This window comes from Marinobacter sp., from assembly GCF_046484525.1.
Lineage (GTDB): Bacteria > Pseudomonadota > Gammaproteobacteria > Pseudomonadales > Oleiphilaceae > Marinobacter.
Genome location: NZ_JAWOIS010000078.1, coordinates 1 through 18,391, shown reverse-complemented (window position 1 = coordinate 18,391; position 18,391 = coordinate 1). Strand labels below are relative to the sequence as shown.

The window sequence follows — 18,391 nt, the reverse complement described above, 5'->3', positions numbered from 1 at the left end:
GCTTCGCTTCATAAACGCTCGGCCTCACCCATGTGACGCTTGAGCTCCGCCATCCATGGCTCCGCACAGTTTCAGACGGTGGTATCGGCCACCTTGCCCCAGACTATTGGCGTCAGCCGTCCGCGTTATCCTTCCTCGTTCAGCCTATCCATTTCCGCCAATAGCTCTTCTGTCTTTTCTTCCATCAACGGGATATTCGCCCTCGATTCAACGTTCAGACGTACCACCGGCTCGGTGTTGGACATCCGGAGGTTGAAGCGCCAGTCGTCGAATTCGATGCTGACGCCGTCTACTTGGCTGACGTTTTTGGCGCCGACGCTGTATTTGGCTTTGATCGCGGCGATGATCTTCGGGGGATCGGCGATGGTGCGGTTGATTTCGCCGCTGGCCGGATAGGCTTCGATTCGGGCGTCGATGAGCGATGAGAATGGCTGGCCGGACTGGCAGAGGCGTTCGGCGATCAACAGCCAGGGGATCATGCCGCTGTCGCAGTAGGCGAAGTCGCGGAAGTAGTGATGGGCGCTCATTTCGCCGCCGTAGACGGCGTCTTCGTCGCGCATGCGCTGTTTGATGAAGGCGTGGCCGGTTTTGCTTTCGATGGCTTCTCCGCCGGCGGCTTTGACCAGGTCGAGGGTGTTCCAGGTGAGGCGTGGGTCGTGAATGACTTTGCCGCCACCGGTTTTGCGCAGAAACTGGTCGGCCAGCAGGCCGACGATGTAGTAGCCCTCGATGAAGCGGCCGTTTTCGTCGAAGAAAAAGCAGCGGTCGTAGTCGCCGTCCCAGGCGATGCCCATGGCGGCGCCCTGCTCGATCACGGCATCGGCCGTGGCCGCCCGGTTTTCCGGGAGGATGGGGTTGGGCACGCCGTTGGGGAAGTGGCCGTCCGGCTGGTGGTGGACCTTGATGAACTCGAAGGGCAAGTGCTGCTCCAATTCGTCGATCACCAGACCCGCGCCGCCGTTACCGGCGTTGCAAACAATGGTCATGGGTTTGAGTGACGCGGCATCGACGTAGCCAAGCAGGTGGTCCACGTAGGCGCTCATCACTTCCAGTGGTTCGTCTTGGCCTTGCTGCGGCGCATCGGTAAACGGCTCCAGTACGCGGTCTCGGATCTCGTTCAGGCCGTTGTCGGAGCTGATCGGCCGGGATTCGGGGCCGACCATTTTCATGCCGTTATGGTCTTTGGGGTTGTGGCTGGCGGTGACCATGATGCCGCCGTCCATCTTGTAGTGGCTGGTGGCGAAGTACACCTGCTCGGTGCCGCACAGGCCAATGTCGAACACATCAGCTCCAGCAGCCATCAGGCCGGAGCTGAGGGCTTCGGCGATTTCCGGGCTGGAGAGGCGAATGTCGTAGCCGACAATCACTTTCTTCGCGCCGGTCACTTCCACGTAGGCCCGGCCGATTTTCTCGGCCAGGGTCGGGTTGAGCTGGTCCGGCACACGGCCGCGCAGGTCGTATGCCTTGAAGCAGGACAGGTCCATTGTCGGGGTTACTCCGCTGCAGAAGATTGAAGCTGAATGTAGTTCTGGATACCCATCTGGGCAATCATTTCCAACTGGGTTTCCAGCCAGTCGATATGCTCTTCCTCGCTGTCCAGGATGCTTCGGAACAGTTGCCGGCTGGTGTAGTCCTGGATTTCCTCGCAATAGGCGATGGCTTCTTTCAGGTCAGCGTGGGCAATCTGCTCGAGCTTGAGGTCGCAGGAGATCATTTCCTCGACGTTCTCGCCGATCAGTAGTTTGTTCAGGTCCTGCAGGTTGGGCAGGCCCTCGAGGAACAGGATGCGCTCGATCAACTGATCGGCGTGTTTCATCTCGTCAATGGATTCCTCGTATTCCTTGGCGGCCAGCTTGCTGATGCCCCAATCCTTGTACATGCGGGAGTGGAGGAAATACTGGTTGATGGCGGTCAACTCGTTGGCGAGGACCTTGTTGAGGTACTGGACAACCTTCTTGTCGCCTTTCATAGCGGGACTCCCTGTTGGCTTGGTGAATCAGCCTTTTAGGATAGCCCCTTATCGGGCAAGAGAAAAATACAGTGAGGCAATAACCGCGCTCAGGCCGGTTGCGCGAGCATTTTGGCCAGAGCCAGGTAATCCGGCGAGCGGCTTTCGCGAAGAATCTCCCGCGCAGTGCAGGCACAGCGGCCGCACTGGGTACCCACCCCCAACTCCTTGCCCAGCTGGCGCATGGAAGAGACGCCGTTTTCAGCGGCTTCGCGGATTTCCCGGTCAGTGACTCCGTGGCAAAGGCAGACGTACATAGCAATAACCCACCAACGGTTATGAACGTTAGTGATAATTATTGCCATTATCATCCAAAAATACAACCCCGTTGGATCAATTTTGTGCAACGGAGCGTTTCGGGATTAACCGTCGCGGGTCAGATTCCGGCTTCCGGTCTCGGTAACCACGACATTGTCTTCAATGCGGATGCCGCCACAACCCCGTAATCGCTTGATCAGGTCCTGGTTCAGGTGCTGCCCCAGCTCCCCTTCCAGCAGGGGATCCAGCAAGGACGGAATGAAATAGAGTCCGGGTTCGATGGTCACCACCATCCCCGGCTCGAGTCGGCGGGTCAGGCGCAGGAACGGTGCATCTTCTGGTGGGGGCGTCGACTTGCCGGCAACATCATGGACCTGCACGCCGAGGAAATGACCGATGCCGTGGGGAAAGAAAACCCGGGTGATGCCCTGCTCGACGATGTCGTCGTCCTCCAGTCCGGTCACCAGGCCGGTGGCCGAGAGCAAGGCGGCGGTGCCCTGGTGGGCCTTGCGGTGGATCTCGATGTAATCCACCCCGGGCGCGACCATGTCGCACAGCCGTAACTGGAGTCGCTCGAGGCCGTGAATCAGGGCGGCGAAATGGGATTCCCCGGGGCCAGCGGTGGTGCGGGTGATGTCGGAACAATATCCCCGGAACCGGACGCCGGCATCGATCAGCAGGCTGCGGGGATGGCCCGGCGGCTGGGTGTCGTAATACTGGTAGTGCAACGTGCTGGCATGGTCGTTCAGGCCGATGATGCTGTGATAGGGAGCGTCGGCTTCCCGCTGCCGGGTCGCCTGCTGATAGGCAAGGCTGATGCCGAATTCGCTCTCGCCGTCGGTGAAGGCGTCCCTGGCCGCCCGATGCCCGGCCAGCGCCAGAGTGTTGGCCTGCGCCAGGCATTCAATTTCGTAGGGGGTCTTGCGCACCCGGGTTTCATCGAGGGCCCTGAGCAGGTTCTCCGGGTTGGACTCCCCAGGCACGCCATCCAGCAGAGCGGGATCCCCGATCACCGCCAGACTGCCCGGATCATCAAGCACCGGCGCCTTGGGCGACTGACTACCGCGAACCTCGACAAACGTCTGCCAGGGTTCTTCCGGCAACGGCTGGTTGGCGTGCCAGAAATCCACCGGCTCGTACAGCCACAGCACCGGCTTATGCCCCACCCGTATCCAGAGCCAGCAGTGCTCGCGGCCGGTCAGCCCGGTCCAGTGCAGGAACGGGCCGTAGCCCTGGAAGTGCCAGGTCTGGTCGTCCCCGAAGCGATACGGGGCGGCGCCGGAGGCAATCAGCAGGCTGTCGAACCCCTGGTCCGCCAGCGCCAATTCGCAGCGGGCTTGCAGCTCTTTCAGGTGGTCCAGCTGCAGTGACAACAGGGCATTATGGGGCATGTCATCCTTCCACTTGTTTCCAGAGGTTCAAAAGATCGTCCGAGCGGGCATCCCGCAGACGAATCAGGCGGATTTCCAGGGGCACGTCCCAGCGCTCATCGCCGGCACGCACCAGGCTGCCGAACTGCTCACTCTTCTCCGTCATCCTTTGTGGCAACCAGCCCATGCCGAAGCCCTGTTTGACCAGGGCTTTAATACTGGCGGACTGGGTATTCTCGTTCAGGGGTAGCAGGTTGGCGGTCAGCTTTTGCCGCGCCAGGTAGCCCTCGATGGAGGACTGCAGGAATCCCCGACTGTGATAGGCAATCAATGGCACCGGTTGCTCGGAACTTCCCGGCAGTGGGAACCGCGGATGGCCCTGCTCGTCGGCAACGCTGACCGGCACCAAAGCTTCCCGGGCCAGCACCAGCCAATCAAAACTATCGGCAGTCAGCCGTCCGCCCCAGGGTAAATCCGGGTGCCAGTAACACAGCACCAGATCGCACTCACCACTTTCCAGGGCTTGCAGGAATTGTTCACCGATCCAACTGGTGGCTTTGAGGTTGAGCTGCAAGCGCTCGGCAATGCCCGCCTCTTTAGCCCAACTCTGGTAGAAGTGGGAAAACAGACCCTGGGTGGAGCCAACACTGATCCGCGCTGAAGCCTCCGCTTCAAGAGCCGTGATGCGATCCTTCGTATCCCGCACATCCCGGGTGATGCGTTCGCACAATTCCCGGAACACCTCTCCTGCCGGCGTCATGGACAGCGGCAGGCTCTGGCGGTTAACCAAGGTGGTGCCCATGGCCTCTTCCAACAGCTTGATGCGACGGCTGAACGTGGGCTGGCTCACGTGCTGCAACTCGGCAGCCCGAGAGAAGTGGCGCGTGCGGGCAAGCGCCAGAAAGTCTTCCAGCCAGCGTACTTCCATAGAATCCCCTGAGGGTATGCGATTGAATGGGTCCGGGCGTCACTGCAGGCATCATAGCCTATCGCAGCGCACCTGTTACAACCGCCCCTCTTCCACTGCGTGGCAAGCCACTTGAGTCCCGCCATCAGTAGCGATTAACCGGGGCACTTCCTGCCGACACCGTTCATTGGCATAGGGACAACGGCCATGGAACACGCAACCGGACGGCAGATTCACCGGTGTCGGCACCTCCCCTTTCAGGCGGATGTGGTTGGGCCGGTCATCCTCCAGCTTGGGAATCGCAGAGAGCAAGGCTTGGGTGTACGGGTGCCGGGGCGTGGCAAACAGGTTTTTGGTATCCGCCAGCTCACACACCCGGCCCAGGTACATCACCGCCACACGGGTGCCGAAATGCTCCACTACTGCCAGGTCGTGGGTGATGAACAGGTAGGTCAGCCCGCGGCTTTCCTGGGCATCCATCAGTAGGTTCAGCACCTGAGCCTGGATAGACACGTCCAGCGCGGAGATCGGTTCGTCCGCCACGATGAATTCCGGGTCCACCGCCAAGGCCCGGGCAATGGCGATGCGCTGGCGCTGGCCGCCGGAGAATTCGTGGCCGAAACGGCTGCCCCAGTCCTGATCGATGCCCACCGAATGCATTACCTCGTGGATCTTGTCGCGCACCTGGATTTGTGACCAGTCCGGATGATGGAAACGGATCGGTTCTTCCAGGGTCTGCTGAATGGTCATGCGCGGGTTCAGGGAGGCATAGGGATTCTGGAAGATCATCTGCATCTTGCGCCGGTAAGGCAGTGCCGCCTTGCCATCCAGATTGTCGATGCGCTGACCGTCGTAGTGGATCTCGCCGGCGCTCGGAGAAATCAGCCCCATTACCGTGCGGGCCACGGTGGACTTGCCACAACCGGATTCGCCCACCACGCACAGCGCCTCGCCCTTTTGCACTTCCAGATCAACACCGTTGATGGCGTGCACGGCTTCCTGTTTACGGCGGAGGTGCCCGCCCTCAATGGTGATCTGTTCCAGCAGGCTACCGGAGAGGTCAAAGCGTTTCTCAAGACCGCGAATACTTACCAAAGGGGAGGTCATGATTCGGCCTCCTGCATGCGTTTCTCCTGCTCAATCAGGTTGGCGACTTCGTAACAGGCCACATTCACATTACCCGAGCGCACATACTCCGGCACTGCCTGCTTGCACTGCTCGGTGGCGAACTTGCAGCGAGGGTGGAACGGACAGCCCGAGGGCACATTCTTCAATGAGGGCATGGAGCCGGGAATCTGGAACAGCCGCTCACCGGGTTCTCCCATCTGGGGCAGCGCGTTGATCAGCCCCTGGGTATAGGGATGCTGGGCATCGTTGATGATTTCCCGGGTAGGCCCCTGCTCGATGATTCGGCCGGAGTACATGACCAGCATCCGCTGGGTAACCTGGGAGACCACGCCCAGATCGTGGGTAATCAACATCAGCGCCACATTTTCCTGTTCGCACAGGTTCAGCAACAGGTCCATGATCTCCGCCTGGATAGTCACGTCCAGGGCCGTGGTGGGCTCATCGGCAATAATGATTTCCGGGTCCAGCAGCAGGGCGATGGCAATGATCACCCGCTGGCGCATACCCCCGGACAGCTCATGGGGGTACTGATCCAGACGCTTCTCCGGCGAGGGAATCTGAACTTTCTGCAGCCGGTCCAGAGCAATGGCTCGGGCTTCTTTTTTACTGATCTTCCAATGCGCCAGGATGGCCTCCACCATCTGGGTCTCGATGGTGAGCACCGGATTGAGGGTCATCATCGGATCCTGAAAGATCATGGCAATGCGATTGCCGCGAATTTTGCGCAGCTCCCGTTCGCTCATGGCCGCCAGATCCTTGCCCTCAAACAGGATCTGTCCGCCGGCGATGTATCCGGGATTGGCAATCAGGTTGAGAATGGAAAAGGCGGCCACCGACTTCCCGGCACCGGACTCACCCACCAGCCCCAGTCGCTCACCCTTGTCTAGAGTGAAGCTGATGCCGCGCAGCGCTGTCAGGTCGCCGCCGCGCACGGCAAAACGCACATCAAGATCTTTGACTTCCAGCAGTGCCATGGTGTTATCCCTTGTACAGCCGTGGGTTCATAACATCCCGCAACCAGTCACCCAACAGATTGATGACCAGTACGAGCACCACCAGCACCAGGCCCGGGATCAGGGTGATCCACCAGGAGCCGCTCTGGATGTAATCGAAACCGGATTTGATCAGCGACCCGAGGGACGGCTGGGTCTCCGGCATGCCAAGACCGAGAAACGACAGCGCTGCCTCGGAAATAATCGCGTTAGCAATTTGCACCGTCGCAATGACGAAGATCGGTGACAGGGTGTTGGGCAGGATGTGCCGGAACATAATCCTGCGGGTCCCGAAGCCCATCACCTTGGCTGCGTCGACGTATTCCTTCTTTTTCTCCGCCAGTACCGAGGCACGAACAGTCCGGGCAATCTGGGGCCACTCGGCCACACCGATAATAAAGATCAGCATGTAGATGGCGATCTCACCGAACATCAGGTTGCCGAAGCTGGCCTTGAACACTGCACCAACAATAATGGCAACCATCAGGGTGGAGAACGACAGCTGCACATCGGCAATGCGCATCAGCACCGCATCCACCTTGCCGCCCAGATAGCCGGCCAGCAGGCCAAAGAGAATGCCCAGAAACGCCTGCAGGACCACCGCCCCGAAGCCGATCATCAACGACACCCGGGTGCCGTACAGAATGGTGGACAAAAGATCCCGGCCTTGAGCGTCGGTGCCCAGGGGAAATGCCGGATCGGCACCGCTCATGCCCACCGGGGGCAGTTCGGAATTCATGATGTTGATCTGCGCCAGATCATACGGGTCGGCGGGGGCCAGCAGCGGCGCAAACACCGCCGCCAGCACCATCAGCAGCAGCACGGCAAAGCTGGCAATGGCCACCTTGTCGCGCTTGAAACTGTACCAGAAAAAGGACTCGCGGAAGCGGTCCCAGCGGGAAACCGTTGCCGTTGTCATGCTTTCTTACCTGTGAGTTTGACGGTGGGATTCACCAGTCCGTAGATCAGATCCACCAGAGTGTTGGTTATTACGAAGATCAGGCCTACTACCATCAGATAAGCCACGATCAGCGGAATGTCGCTGCGGGTAATTGCCTCAAGGAACATCAAGCCTACGCCCGGCCACTGGAAAACGGTTTCCGTGAGGATGGTGTAGGCCACCATGATGCCGATCTGAACACCACCCACGGTAATCACCGGCAGCATCGTGTTCTTGAACGCGTGCAGGAAGTTGATGCGGCCGTCGCTCAGTCCCTTGGCTCGGGCGTAGCGGATGTAATCGCTCTGCAGCACCTCCATCATCTCCGCACGAATCAGTCGGATGAACAGCGGAAGCATGATCGACGCCAGCGACACCGACGGCAGGACCAGATGCATCAGCCCGGTACCGGTGAAGAAGCCGGATTCCCAAGTGCCGAACAGGTGGGTCAGTTCATCGCTGCGACCATAGGACGGCAAACCGCCCTCGGTAGTAAAGAAGTCATTCAGCCACTGCCCCCAGCCGGTGTCCGACGGGAACCAGTTCACCGTCACTCCGATGGAGAACAGCTGGATCAAAACGATCGCCGTCAGGAACACCGGGATGGAAATTCCCACGGTGCTGACACCCATGAAGAATCTGGATAGCCAGGCCTGGGGCCGGATCGCGGCATAAACGCCAATCGGCACCGACAGAAACACGATAATCAGGCTGGCACCAATCACCAGTTCCAGGGTCGCGGGCAGATGTTCGGCGATCACCTCCAGGGTCGGCTTGCTGTAGAAGTAGGAATTTCCCAGGTCGCCCTGCAATGCGTTACCGGCAAACCGCAGGTACTGGACCACCATCGGGTCATTCAACCCGAGCTCCTCGCGAATGGCTTCCCGCTCCTCCTCGGAGACGGACATGCCCACCATTTCCTGAAGCGGGTCCCCGAGGCCATCCTGAATGGCAAAGGCGATCACGCTGATCACGAACATGACCAGCAACGCCTGAAAAATCCGCTGAACCAAAAACGCTAACATGGAAATCTTCCGGATAAGGCTTGCAAACAAAAGGCCGGCACCGGATCACTCCAGTGCCGGCCTGCCGTCAAAGGCGATTACTCCACAACCAAGTCACCCAGGTACGGGAAGTTCATGACGTTGAGCACCGGCTCAATGTTCACGTTCTTCTTCGAGGCCCAGGCCAGGTCCTGCCAGTGCAGCGGAACGAAGGCGGCATCGTCGTACAGACGCTGTTCCACTTCCTGCAGCATGGCGGCCCGCTTGTCCAGGTCGGTCTCGACGTTGGCTTTCTCCACCAGCGCGTCGATTTCCGGGTTGCAGTAGTTGCCTGCGTTGTACTGGCCAGCGCCGCTGTCGGCATCCGGGCAGAAGGTCAGGAACTCGTAGAAGTTGGCGGAGTCCTCGGTATCCGCATGCCAACCGATCATCATCATGTCAGCCGCGCGGTTGTCGTACTCCGGCCAGTACTGCGCCTTCGGCAGAGTCTTCAGGTCCACCTTGATGTTGATGCGGGCCAGCATGGCGGCCACCGCCTGGGCGATCTTGTCGTCGTTCACGTAGCGGTTGTTCGGCGCCATCATGGTGATGGTGAAACCATCCTCGTAACCGGTCTCCTTCATCAACTGTTGCGCCTTCGCCACATCGAAGCGCGGGGCGAGCGAATCGTTATGACCCTGGTAGCCCGCCGGAGACATCTGGGCGGCCGGGGTGGCGAAGCCCTTCATGATCTTGGCGGCAATGCCTTCCTGGTTGATGGCGTAGGCAATGGCCTGACGAACCTTCGGATCCTTGAACGCTTCCACCCGCTCCTGGTTCATATGGAACAGGATGATCCGGGTACCGCTCATGGTTACCAGGTTGGCATTCTTGTCGTTACGAATCCGCTCCAGGTCGTTGGGCGGTACCGGGGCGATGAAGTCGACGCCACCGGAAAGCATTGCGGACACCCGGGTGTTGTTCTCCTTGATCGGGGTCAGCACGATCTTGCCGACGTTACCCGGGGACTCGGTGTCCCAGTAATCGTCAAAGCGCTCGAACTCAACCCGCACGCCCTGCTTGCGCTCGGTCACGGTGTAGGGACCGGTGCCGGACAGGTTCTCGGAGGCGAAAGAGTTGCCATGTTTGGTAATGGCGCTCTTGTCCTTGCCGCCCTCGGTCTGGCCGCTATAGAACTCGCTGTCCAGCGGGAAAATATAGGTGGCAGTGTTCAGCAGCAGCGGGTACGGCTCGCTGGTCACCAGTTCGAAGGTGTAGTCATCGATCACGTTGATGCCGCTGAAGGGCTTGAAGATGGCCTTGAAATCCTGGCTCTGTTTCAGACGATCGAAGGTGAATTTCACATCCGCGGTGGTCAGCTCGTTACCGGAATGGAACTTCACGCCTTCACGGAGCTTGAAGCGCATTGTATTCTCGTCAACCCGCTCCCAGCTCTCGGCCAGGCGCGGCTCGAAGCCCAGGTCGCTGGTCCAGCGCAGCAGCGGGTCAAAGGTCATGTGGGACAGCTGCAGGATGCCACCTGAGAGCTGCTCATGAATGTCGAGGGTCACGGGGTCGGCGTCGTACGCCATCTTCAGTTCCTTGGTCGCCTCGGCGGACAGGGCTACCGGCGCCATCGCCAGGGCCATGGAACCGACAAATGCTGCAATCAGTTTTTTCATCGCGTTTTCCGTCACTGTTTTAGGATTTTTCACGGAATATCGGCGCAAAATGGCGCCGATTGCCTGCGTAACAAGCTAGTCTCGGAAAACCCGTACGGCAATCGAAATTGCGACATGGAGCTATTCGCCAAGTGAATGATCTGATGTGGAGGCAGGATTCAGAGGCGAAACACCAACGGCAGGATCATCGCGGTAAACACCCCAGTCAGGCCCATGCCCAGAGACGCAAACGCCCCGGCGGTATGGCTGATTTCAAACGCCCGGGCAGTGCCTATGGCATGGCCGTTCAGGCCCAGGGCAAAGCCAAGGATGCGATCATCCTGCACTGGCACCAAGCGGGCGAGCAGGTCAACAAAGAGGGTTGCGACCACACCTGTAATCAGCAATCCACCCATCATCAGGGGCACCGACCCATCCAGTTGTTCGGTGATGCCAATGGCAATCGGCGCCGTCACCGACTTGGGCGCCAGCGACGCCAGCACCTCCGGCGTGGCCCCGAGAGCCCAGGCAATAACCAGGGCGTAGACCGCGGCCAGGGTGGCGGCAATTGGCAGGGTCACCACAATCGGGCGCCACATGGCACGGATATGGTGCATTTGCTGATACAGCGGAATGCCGAGAGCGACCGTGGCGGGACCCAGAAGCACCGTCAGCCAGCGCGCGCCCTGCTGATAGGCCTGGTAATCCACCGCCAGGACGGCAATCACCCCGGACAGCAGGCAGGCGGACAGCAATACCGGCGGCAACCATAATGGCCTGCCGATGCGGGCGAACAGCCAGTTGCCGGCAAAAAAGGCGCCCAGGGTCAGGCCAATGGCCAGAATCGGCGAAGCTGCCAGCGTATCCGACAAGGTCCCGAGGCGACTGAACAGTTCATTCACGATGCTGTTCTCCTCTCACGGTTACCAGCTTCATCAATAACAGGGTAGTGAGCACGCTCAGGAAAGTGCCGACCAGCAACGCAGCGGCAACCGCCAGCCACTGGCCCGAGAACTGATCGGCAGTAAAAAACACCCCGACCACACCGGGCATGATCAGGAGTACCAGCACCGAGATCAATCCCTGACTGGCTGAGGCCAGATCATCACTGACACTGCCTTTAACCATCAGCGTAAAGGTAATGACCACCATCCCGAGCACACCGCCACTGACCGGCAGGGCCAGCAGCATCCGCAAGGACTCGCCCAGGATAAAAAACAGCACCAATACCAGAAAACCACGCAACATCATCATGCGTTCATGCTCAGCCGGGAAGGAATGCATTACACTAGGGAGCCTCTGACTGACTCCGGATCACCTCTGGCTTGCAGAGCGGTCTACAGTCAAGGCACGACTTTGCGGGAAGGCTGGCTGCCTTTCAAAAAGTCGTAACGCAGAGTGTGGATCGCTCTGCAAGCCCCGAAGGGCGAGCCCTGAGAGCTGCACCTGCCGCGTTGCGGCTCTTGCCAAGGGCTACGGCCATTGGCGGCGAACCGCGCCTTGCATCTGCAGCTCTCAGGGCTCGCAGAGGCGATTCGGAGTCAGTAAGAGGCTCCCTGGCGCAAAGCGACATACTGATACTAATACAGGACGCCCATGGCACTCAAAGCAACCGTCTTCAAGGCCACGCTCAACATCGCCGACATGGACCGGCACTACTATGCGGACCACCACCTGACCCTGGCCCGGCATCCCTCGGAAACCGACGAGCGGATGATGGTCCGGCTGCTTGCCTTTGTCCTCAATGCTGACGAATACCTTGAATTCACCCGCGGCCTGAGCACCGACGACGAACCGGAACTCTGGCAAAAAAGCCTCAGCGGGGAGATCGAACTCTGGATTGAACTGGGTCTGCCGGACGAAAGCCGTCTGCGCAAGGCCTGCAACCGCGCCCAAAAGGTTGTGCTGTACACCTATGGTGGCCGGGCAGCCTCCCTGTGGTGGGAAAAACACCAGAACAAGCTCTCCCGCTTTAACAACCTGACCGTGATCGACCTGCCCCAGGAGGGCACCGAGGCCCTGGCATGCCTGGCCGAACGCACCATGAGCCTGCAATGCACCATTCAGGACGGCGAGATCGGTATTGGAAACGAAAACATCCTGGTCAACCTGACGCCCACGCGCCTGTATCCGGCCCGCTGAGATTTCCGGCTCAGTGAAACCCTTTTGCAGGGACTACCCGAATTTCGCAGTTTACGTTAAGGTAAGCATCCGGCAATTGTGCAGGGTCGCACCAGACCCTGCCGGATTGTCTACACTTAAATGATCGGCACCCCCACAAGGGGAGCCGTGTTCCTCAGGCCACCACCCCAGGAAGAGGATTATGACAACAACAAAATCCAGAGTTGTTTACACCCCGTCGTTCACCGACGGTGCAGAGTTCCGTATTCCCACCTTCAAAGTCCTGAAGCAGGATGGCTCCCTGTACAAGGGCGCCAAGGCACCGGCGCTGGACAAAGACAAAGCCCTGCGCATTTACCGGACCATGGTTACCACCCGGATTCTTGATGAGCGTATGCTCGCCGCCCAGCGCCAGGGACGACTGAGTTTCTACATGCAGTGCACCGGTGAGGAAGCCGCCGTGATCGGCAGTGCCGCAGCCCTCGATGACGCCGACATGATCATGGCGCAATACCGGGAACAGGGCGCCCTTGCCTATCGGGGCTTCACCATCGATGAATTCATGAATCAGCTGTTCGGCAATGAACTGGACTACGGCAAGGGCCGCCAGATGCCCGTGCACTATGGCTCCAAAAAGCTGAACTACATGACCATTTCATCGCCACTGGCCACCCAGATTCCCCAGGCGACCGGTTACGCCTATGGCCAGAAACTGGCGGGCGAAGGCCACTGTACCATTACCTACTTCGGCGAAGGCGCGGCCTCGGAAGGGGATTTTCACGCTGCCCTGAACATGGCCGCCGTCCAGCGGGTGCCGGTGATCTTCCTGTGCCGCAACAACGGCTACGCCATCTCCACCCCGGCCGCCGAACAGTTCGCAGCCGACGGTGTGGCGCCCCGGGCCTATGGCTACAAGATGGATGTCATCCGGGTCGACGGTAACGACGTCCTGGCCATGTACGAGGCCACCAGGGCCGCCCGCAGCCTGGCTGTGGAATACAACCGCCCGGTGCTGATCGAGGCCATGAGCTATCGCCTCGCCGCCCACTCCTCTTCGGACGATCCTTCCGGCTATCGCAGCAAGGACGAAGAAGCCGTCTGGCGCGAGAAAGACCCGATCCTGCGCATGCGACTCTGGCTCGATCGTAAGAAGTGGTGGAGCGAGGACGACGAGAAACAGCTGCAGGAAACCATGCGCCGGGAGGTACTGGAGACCATGAAACGGGCCCAGAAGCGCCCGCCACCCCCGCTGGAAACCCTGGTCACCGATGTTTACGACGAGGTGCCACCGGCCCTGGCCGAACAGTTCGAGAAGCTGAAGGTGCACATCCGCCGCTATCCGGACGCCTACCCCAAGAGCGCCGAACACGCCAAGGGAGGTGCCTGAGATGACACAGATGAACATGCTTCAGGCCATCAACAACGCCCTCGACACGGCCATGGCTGCCGACGAGCGGGTACTGTGTTTCGGTGAGGACGTGGGTGTCTTCGGTGGTGTCTTCCGGGCCACCAGCAACCTGCAACAGAAATACGGCAAGGACCGCTGTTTCAACACCCCGCTGGTGGAGCAAGGCATTATCGGCTTTGCCAACGGCCTGGCGGCCCAGGGCTCCGTGCCCGTGGCCGAGATCCAGTTCGCCGACTACATCTTCCCGGCGTTCGACCAGATCGTTAACGAATCCGCCAAGTACCGTTACCGCTCCGGCAACCTGTTCAATGTCGGCGGGCTGACCATTCGCGCCCCCTACGGTGGCGGCATTGCCGGCGGGCTTTACCACTCCCAGTCGCCGGAGGCCTACTTCGCCCACACGCCGGGACTGAAAATTGTCGTACCGCGCAATCCCCACCAGGCCAAGGGCCTGCTGCTGGCTGCCATCCACGACCCCAACCCCGTCTTGTTCTTCGAACCCAAACGGCTCTACCGCGCCTCCGTCGGCGAAGTGCCGGACGAGGAATACCGCCTGCCCCTGAGTGAAGCGGAAGTCCTCAAGGAAGGCACGGACGTGACCGTCCTGGGCTGGGGCGCGCAGATGGAAGTGATCGAACAGGCAGTCGACATGGCGGAGAAAGATGGCATTTCCTGTGAAGTCATCGACCTTCGAACCATCCTGCCATGGGACGTTGGCACCGTGGCCAACTCGGTGTTCAAGACCGGGCGCCTGGTGGTTACCCATGAAGCGCCACTGACCGGTGGATTCGCCGGCGAAATCGCAGCCACCATCCAGGAACGCTGCTTCCTGTACCTGGAATCCCCGATCGCACGGGTCACCGGGATGGATACTCCCTTCCCGCTGGTGCTGGAGAAAGAGCACCTGCCCAATCACCTGAAGGTCTTCGAGGCCATCAGGTCGAGTGTGGATTTCTAGTTTGATATCAGGACAGGAGAGCAATCATGAGTGATTTTATACTGCCCGATATCGGCGAAGGTATCGTGGAGTGCGAACTGGTCAAATGGCTGGTCGCCGAAGGGGACATTATCGAGGAAGACCAGCCGGTGGCCGAGGTGATGACCGACAAGGCCCTGGTGGAAATCCCGGCACCGTACAAGGGCAAGGTAACCCGCCTGTACCACAAGGAAGGCGACATCGCGAAAGTCCATGCCCCACTGTTTGAACTGGTGGAAGTAGATGGCGAGAGCGGACAGGACGAAGCGCCTGCCGCACAGCCGAAGGAAACTGTCAACGAAACACCAGCCGAAGCTGACACAGCCCCGGCTGCCGGAACCGACTCCGGCGAGGTGGCAGAGGACTTCATCCTGCCGGACATCGGCGAGGGCATTGTCGAATGCGAGGTGGTGGAATGGCGTGTGGCCGAAGGCGACGAGATCGAGGAAGATCAGCCGGTGGTTGATGTCATGACCGACAAGGCCATGGTCGAGATCACCGCGCCCAAGGCCGGTCGGGTCACCAGGCTTTACCACCAGCAACAGGAAATGGCCCGGGTGCACGCCCCGCTGTTTGCGTTCATTCCGCGGGACCGGGACGAGCCAGCCGAGGCCAGGGCTGAGTCAAGGCCGGCCCCGGAAAGCGCCCCGGCGACGGCGAAACCGGTCCCCACCGGAAACCGGCAACGAATTCCTGCCAGTCCGGCGGTGCGCCGCCTGGTGCGGGAGCACAACCTGGACCTGGCAGACATCACCGGCTCCGGCAAGGATGGCCGGGTGTTGAAGGCCGACGTGCTGGCCCACCTCGACCAACCCAAGTCGTCCCCACAGCCCAAGCAACCGGCCACTGAACCCACGCAGGCAAAAGCTGCCAGCGAGCACAGAAAGCCGGGGCGGGAGCTGGAGGCGCGGGTAGAACCCATCCGCGGCGTCCGGGCAGCGATGGCCCGCAGCATGGTGGCGTCGGCGACCACGATCCCCCACTTCATCTACAGTGAGGATATTGATGTCACCGATCTGCTCGCCCTGCGGGAACAGCTCAAGCCGGAGGCCGAGGCCAGAGGTTCACGACTGACACTGATGCCCTTCTTCATGAAGGCCATGGCCCTGGCGATTCAGGAGTTCCCGGTACTCAACAGCCGCCTCAATGACGAGGTGACGGAGATCCACTACCAGCCCCACTGCAACATCGGCATGGCCGTGGACAGCAAGGCCGGGCTGATGGTGCCCAATGTGAAGGGCGTGGAGAGTCTGACCCTGCTGGGCGTGGCGGATGAGGTCACCCGCCTCACCGAAGCAGCCCGCGCGGGCCGAGTCAGCCAGGAAGACCTCAAGGGTGGCACCATCACCATTTCCAACATTGGCGCCCTGGGCGGCACCTATGCCTCTCCCATCATCAACGCGCCGGAAGTGGCCATCGTCGCCCTGGGCCGGACCCAGAAACTGCCGCGCTTCGATGCCAATGGTAACGTGGTGGAACGGGCAATCCTGACGGTAAGCTGGGCGGGCGACCATCGCATCATCGACGGCGGCACCATCGCGCGCTTCTGCAACCGCTGGAAAGGCTACCTGGAATCGCCGCAATCCATGTTGCTGCATCTGGGCTAATGGGCGTTATGGAGCAGAAGGCCGAACTTCAGCAGTTCTACATTCCTGAAGAGCAGTCGATCTATCTGCTCAGCCATGACGATGCCAAAAAGCTCAAGGACTGGGTGGCGCTGTGCGCCGCCCAGCTCCGCCAACTGGGTTACCGGGACATTGAACTGATCGGCAAGGGCGCGTACGGCTTCGTGTTTTCCGGCCGATTGCCGGGCCACGGTCACAGCGGCCCGGAACACGTGTTCAAGTTCACCCGTATCAACCTGCCCCAACACCTGCAGGACCGGCTTGAGGACGAAGCGTTCATTCTGGAGCAGGTCCGCCACCCACGGGTACCACGGCTGATAGCTTACCAACGGGCCCGCAACCAGCCGATCCTGGTCATGGAGCGAGCCGCAGGTATCAACCTGGAGGAAGTCTCGTTACAGGAAGGGCGTCTGAAGCCGAGGCTGGTGATCCGCATCGCCGACCAGTTGGCCGACATCCTGCGCAGCCTGCGCAGCGGGGCCAGCTCGGGTGGGCGCCCCATCGTGCACGGCGACATCAAACCATCCAACCTGGTCTTTGACGCCAGAACCGAGAACATCGCCCTGATCGACTGGGGCTCGTCGGTATTCGCCCAACTGGACGCCAACCAGCAGTTCATCACCGCCAATGTCATGGAGCTGATGTCCGACAACCTCCAGCAGACCAACGCACGGCTGGGGGATGTCTATTTCATTGGCGAAGAACAACTCAACGGCGGGCTCTCCTCCCCCCGCTTCGATGAACAAGGCGCGGCCGGTACCCTGTACGCGCTGGCCTCCGGTCAATCCTGCCGCTTCGGCCACCAGGCGATTCCGGCCAGCTCACTGGGCCTGCCCATGGAATTTTCGCGCATGCTCGACGGCATGCTGTCACCGGATCCGGAGGCCCGCCGGAAGGCCGGTGATTACTACCTCAAAGAAATGCCCAGAATGGCGCACACCGTGATGATTGACCTTCCTGAGCGACCGATCTCCCCCATGGTACCGGTCTGGACCCGCGCCTCCGATCATGAGATCGATACCGTAGTGTACAGCTCCCGCAAGTCATTCCTGCGCCAGGAGAACGCCCCGGAAACCCTCAGCGACGTCAACGACGTCCAGCTTGATCGCTACTACAAGAACTTCATGCAGGGCATGGGCGAGACCGAAAAAGCCTTCCTGGCCGCCGTCAGCCGGTTGGGCCGCTATCCGGTCGAAGGCGGCCTGGCCGTGCGCTGGGAGAGTGACGGCGTCTACATCGACACCTCACTCAACCTGCACGATCCCAGCCTGAAGACTGCCTTCATCCGCGCCGTGAACAACATGGTCTGCCTGGCCCAGGCCATCTACCGCCAGGGCATATTCAAGAGCTGCCTGTTCAATGCCCGCAACACACTGCACGTGGACCGCGACGGGCCGGACCAGCCCTTCCGGATCGATCCCGGCATGAGACTGCGCTACGAAGTCAGTGCGGCACCGGAGGTGGAAGACGAATCCCGGGTGCACTCCTACTTCGAGGACGGCCCCGACCCGGAAGAGTTCCTGGTACTGCCGGAGACCATGATCAAGGCCCTGGAAGCCCTGAACGACATCCACCACACCGGCATGATCATCTTCGAGTCCCTGCCCCGGCACCTGAAGATCCACAGCCACTACCGCCTCCTCGACCCGGACCGGGAAAACGAGTTTGCCCGCCTGCTCGACGAGATCCTCTCCGCCGTGGACCAGATCGCCGGACTGGGCGTCTCGGGCTACATGAAAATGCCCTACAAGGACACCCGCTTCTTCCCCCACATCGAGCGCCTTCCCGAACGTTACTACCCAAAAAACCCGAGAACCGAAGTCGGTTCTACCTGAAACCGGGCCGATGCAATCAAGATCGCCTGAGGGCTGGACAGAGCATCCGATCACACGTAAGATTGCGCCTCGAAATTGACGCACACCGTGCCCGATTTCTTCCGCCCGTAGCTCAGCTGGATAGAGCGTTGCCCTCCGGAGGCAAAGGTCTCAGGTTCGAATCCTGACGGGCGGGCCAT

The 18,391-nt window shown here is 60.3% G+C and carries 17 protein-coding genes and 1 tRNA gene; 6 read left to right on the top strand and 12 right to left on the bottom strand.

Translation table 11 applies throughout. The features are described from left to right. Positions 1-125 precede the first annotated feature (125 nt). From R6W86_RS15960 to R6W86_RS15905, 12 genes are all read right to left on the bottom strand, one after another. A complete protein-coding gene (locus tag R6W86_RS15960) occupies positions 126-1,484 on the bottom strand; it encodes a phosphomannomutase (RefSeq protein WP_410330348.1) in 1,359 nt (452 codons plus the stop codon). Positions 1,485-1,492: 8 nt separating this feature from the next. Next, positions 1,493-1,969: a bacterioferritin gene (bfr, locus tag R6W86_RS15955; RefSeq protein ID WP_410330347.1), complete on the bottom strand. Its 477-nt coding sequence runs from the start codon at positions 1,967-1,969 to the stop codon at positions 1,493-1,495. An 89-nt stretch (positions 1,970-2,058) separates the two neighbouring features. After that, complete coding sequence (locus tag R6W86_RS15950; RefSeq protein ID WP_410330361.1) at positions 2,059-2,265, bottom strand: bacterioferritin-associated ferredoxin; 207 nt, start codon at positions 2,263-2,265, stop codon at positions 2,059-2,061. A gap of 105 nt (positions 2,266-2,370) precedes the next feature. After that, positions 2,371-3,657 (bottom strand): Xaa-Pro dipeptidase, encoded by a 1,287-nt coding sequence (gene pepQ / locus R6W86_RS15945; protein ID WP_410330346.1) that lies wholly within the window; start codon positions 3,655-3,657, stop codon positions 2,371-2,373. A gap of 1 nt (position 3,658) precedes the next feature. Beyond that, the gene (locus R6W86_RS15940) at positions 3,659-4,564 is read right to left on the bottom strand and encodes a LysR family transcriptional regulator (RefSeq protein WP_410330345.1); all 906 of its coding nucleotides are present in this window, start codon (positions 4,562-4,564) and stop codon (positions 3,659-3,661) included. Positions 4,565-4,639: 75 nt separating this feature from the next. Further along, positions 4,640-5,650 (bottom strand): ABC transporter ATP-binding protein, encoded by a 1,011-nt coding sequence (locus R6W86_RS15935; RefSeq protein ID WP_410330344.1) that lies wholly within the window; start codon positions 5,648-5,650, stop codon positions 4,640-4,642. After that, positions 5,647-6,645 carry an ABC transporter ATP-binding protein gene (locus tag R6W86_RS15930; RefSeq protein WP_410330343.1) on the bottom strand — a complete coding sequence of 333 codons (999 nt, stop codon included), beginning with the start codon at positions 6,643-6,645 and terminating at the stop codon, positions 5,647-5,649. Before R6W86_RS15930 ends, R6W86_RS15935 begins: the two co-directional genes overlap by 4 nt. A 4-nt stretch (positions 6,646-6,649) precedes the next feature. Further along, complete coding sequence (locus R6W86_RS15925) at positions 6,650-7,582, bottom strand: ABC transporter permease (RefSeq protein ID WP_410330342.1); 933 nt, start codon at positions 7,580-7,582, stop codon at positions 6,650-6,652. Continuing rightward, a complete protein-coding gene (locus R6W86_RS15920; RefSeq protein WP_410330341.1) occupies positions 7,579-8,628 on the bottom strand; it encodes an ABC transporter permease in 1,050 nt (349 codons plus the stop codon). Before R6W86_RS15920 ends, R6W86_RS15925 begins: the two co-directional genes overlap by 4 nt. Before the next feature lie 77 nt (positions 8,629-8,705). Next, positions 8,706-10,268 (bottom strand): ABC transporter substrate-binding protein, encoded by a 1,563-nt coding sequence (locus R6W86_RS15915; RefSeq protein ID WP_410330340.1) that lies wholly within the window; start codon positions 10,266-10,268, stop codon positions 8,706-8,708. 158 nt (positions 10,269-10,426) lie between these two features. Continuing rightward, a complete protein-coding gene (locus R6W86_RS15910; protein WP_410330360.1) occupies positions 10,427-11,152 on the bottom strand; it encodes an LrgB family protein in 726 nt (241 codons plus the stop codon). Continuing rightward, a complete protein-coding gene (locus R6W86_RS15905) occupies positions 11,142-11,501 on the bottom strand; it encodes a CidA/LrgA family protein (RefSeq protein ID WP_410330359.1) in 360 nt (119 codons plus the stop codon). The genes R6W86_RS15910 and R6W86_RS15905 overlap by 11 nt, the downstream gene beginning before the upstream one ends. Positions 11,502-11,843: 342 nt before the next feature. On the opposite strand from R6W86_RS15905, the gene R6W86_RS15900 reads away from it, so the two are divergent. The 6 genes from R6W86_RS15900 to R6W86_RS15875 all read left to right on the top strand — a co-directional run bounded on the left by R6W86_RS15900 (position 11,844) and on the right by R6W86_RS15875 (position 18,390). Further along, positions 11,844-12,389, top strand: a complete 546-nt coding sequence (locus tag R6W86_RS15900; protein WP_410330339.1) for a YaeQ family protein — start codon at positions 11,844-11,846, stop codon at positions 12,387-12,389. A 181-nt stretch (positions 12,390-12,570) separates the two neighbouring features. Beyond that, on the top strand, positions 12,571-13,755 hold the full coding sequence (locus R6W86_RS15895; RefSeq protein WP_410330338.1) for a thiamine pyrophosphate-dependent dehydrogenase E1 component subunit alpha: 1,185 nt from the start codon (positions 12,571-12,573) through the stop codon (positions 13,753-13,755). Between the two features lies 1 nt (position 13,756). After that, on the top strand, positions 13,757-14,734 hold the full coding sequence (locus R6W86_RS15890; RefSeq protein WP_410330337.1) for an alpha-ketoacid dehydrogenase subunit beta: 978 nt from the start codon (positions 13,757-13,759) through the stop codon (positions 14,732-14,734). A 26-nt stretch (positions 14,735-14,760) separates the two neighbouring features. After that, positions 14,761-16,359, top strand: coding sequence for a dihydrolipoyllysine-residue acetyltransferase (locus tag R6W86_RS15885; RefSeq protein ID WP_410330336.1), 1,599 nt, complete (start codon positions 14,761-14,763; stop codon positions 16,357-16,359). A gap of 8 nt (positions 16,360-16,367) precedes the next feature. Further along, positions 16,368-18,212 (top strand): protein kinase domain-containing protein, encoded by a 1,845-nt coding sequence (locus tag R6W86_RS15880; RefSeq protein ID WP_410330335.1) that lies wholly within the window; start codon positions 16,368-16,370, stop codon positions 18,210-18,212. A gap of 101 nt (positions 18,213-18,313) precedes the next feature. Further along, a tRNA-Arg gene (locus tag R6W86_RS15875) sits at positions 18,314-18,390 on the top strand. The last annotated feature ends 1 nt before the right edge of the window (position 18,391 follow it).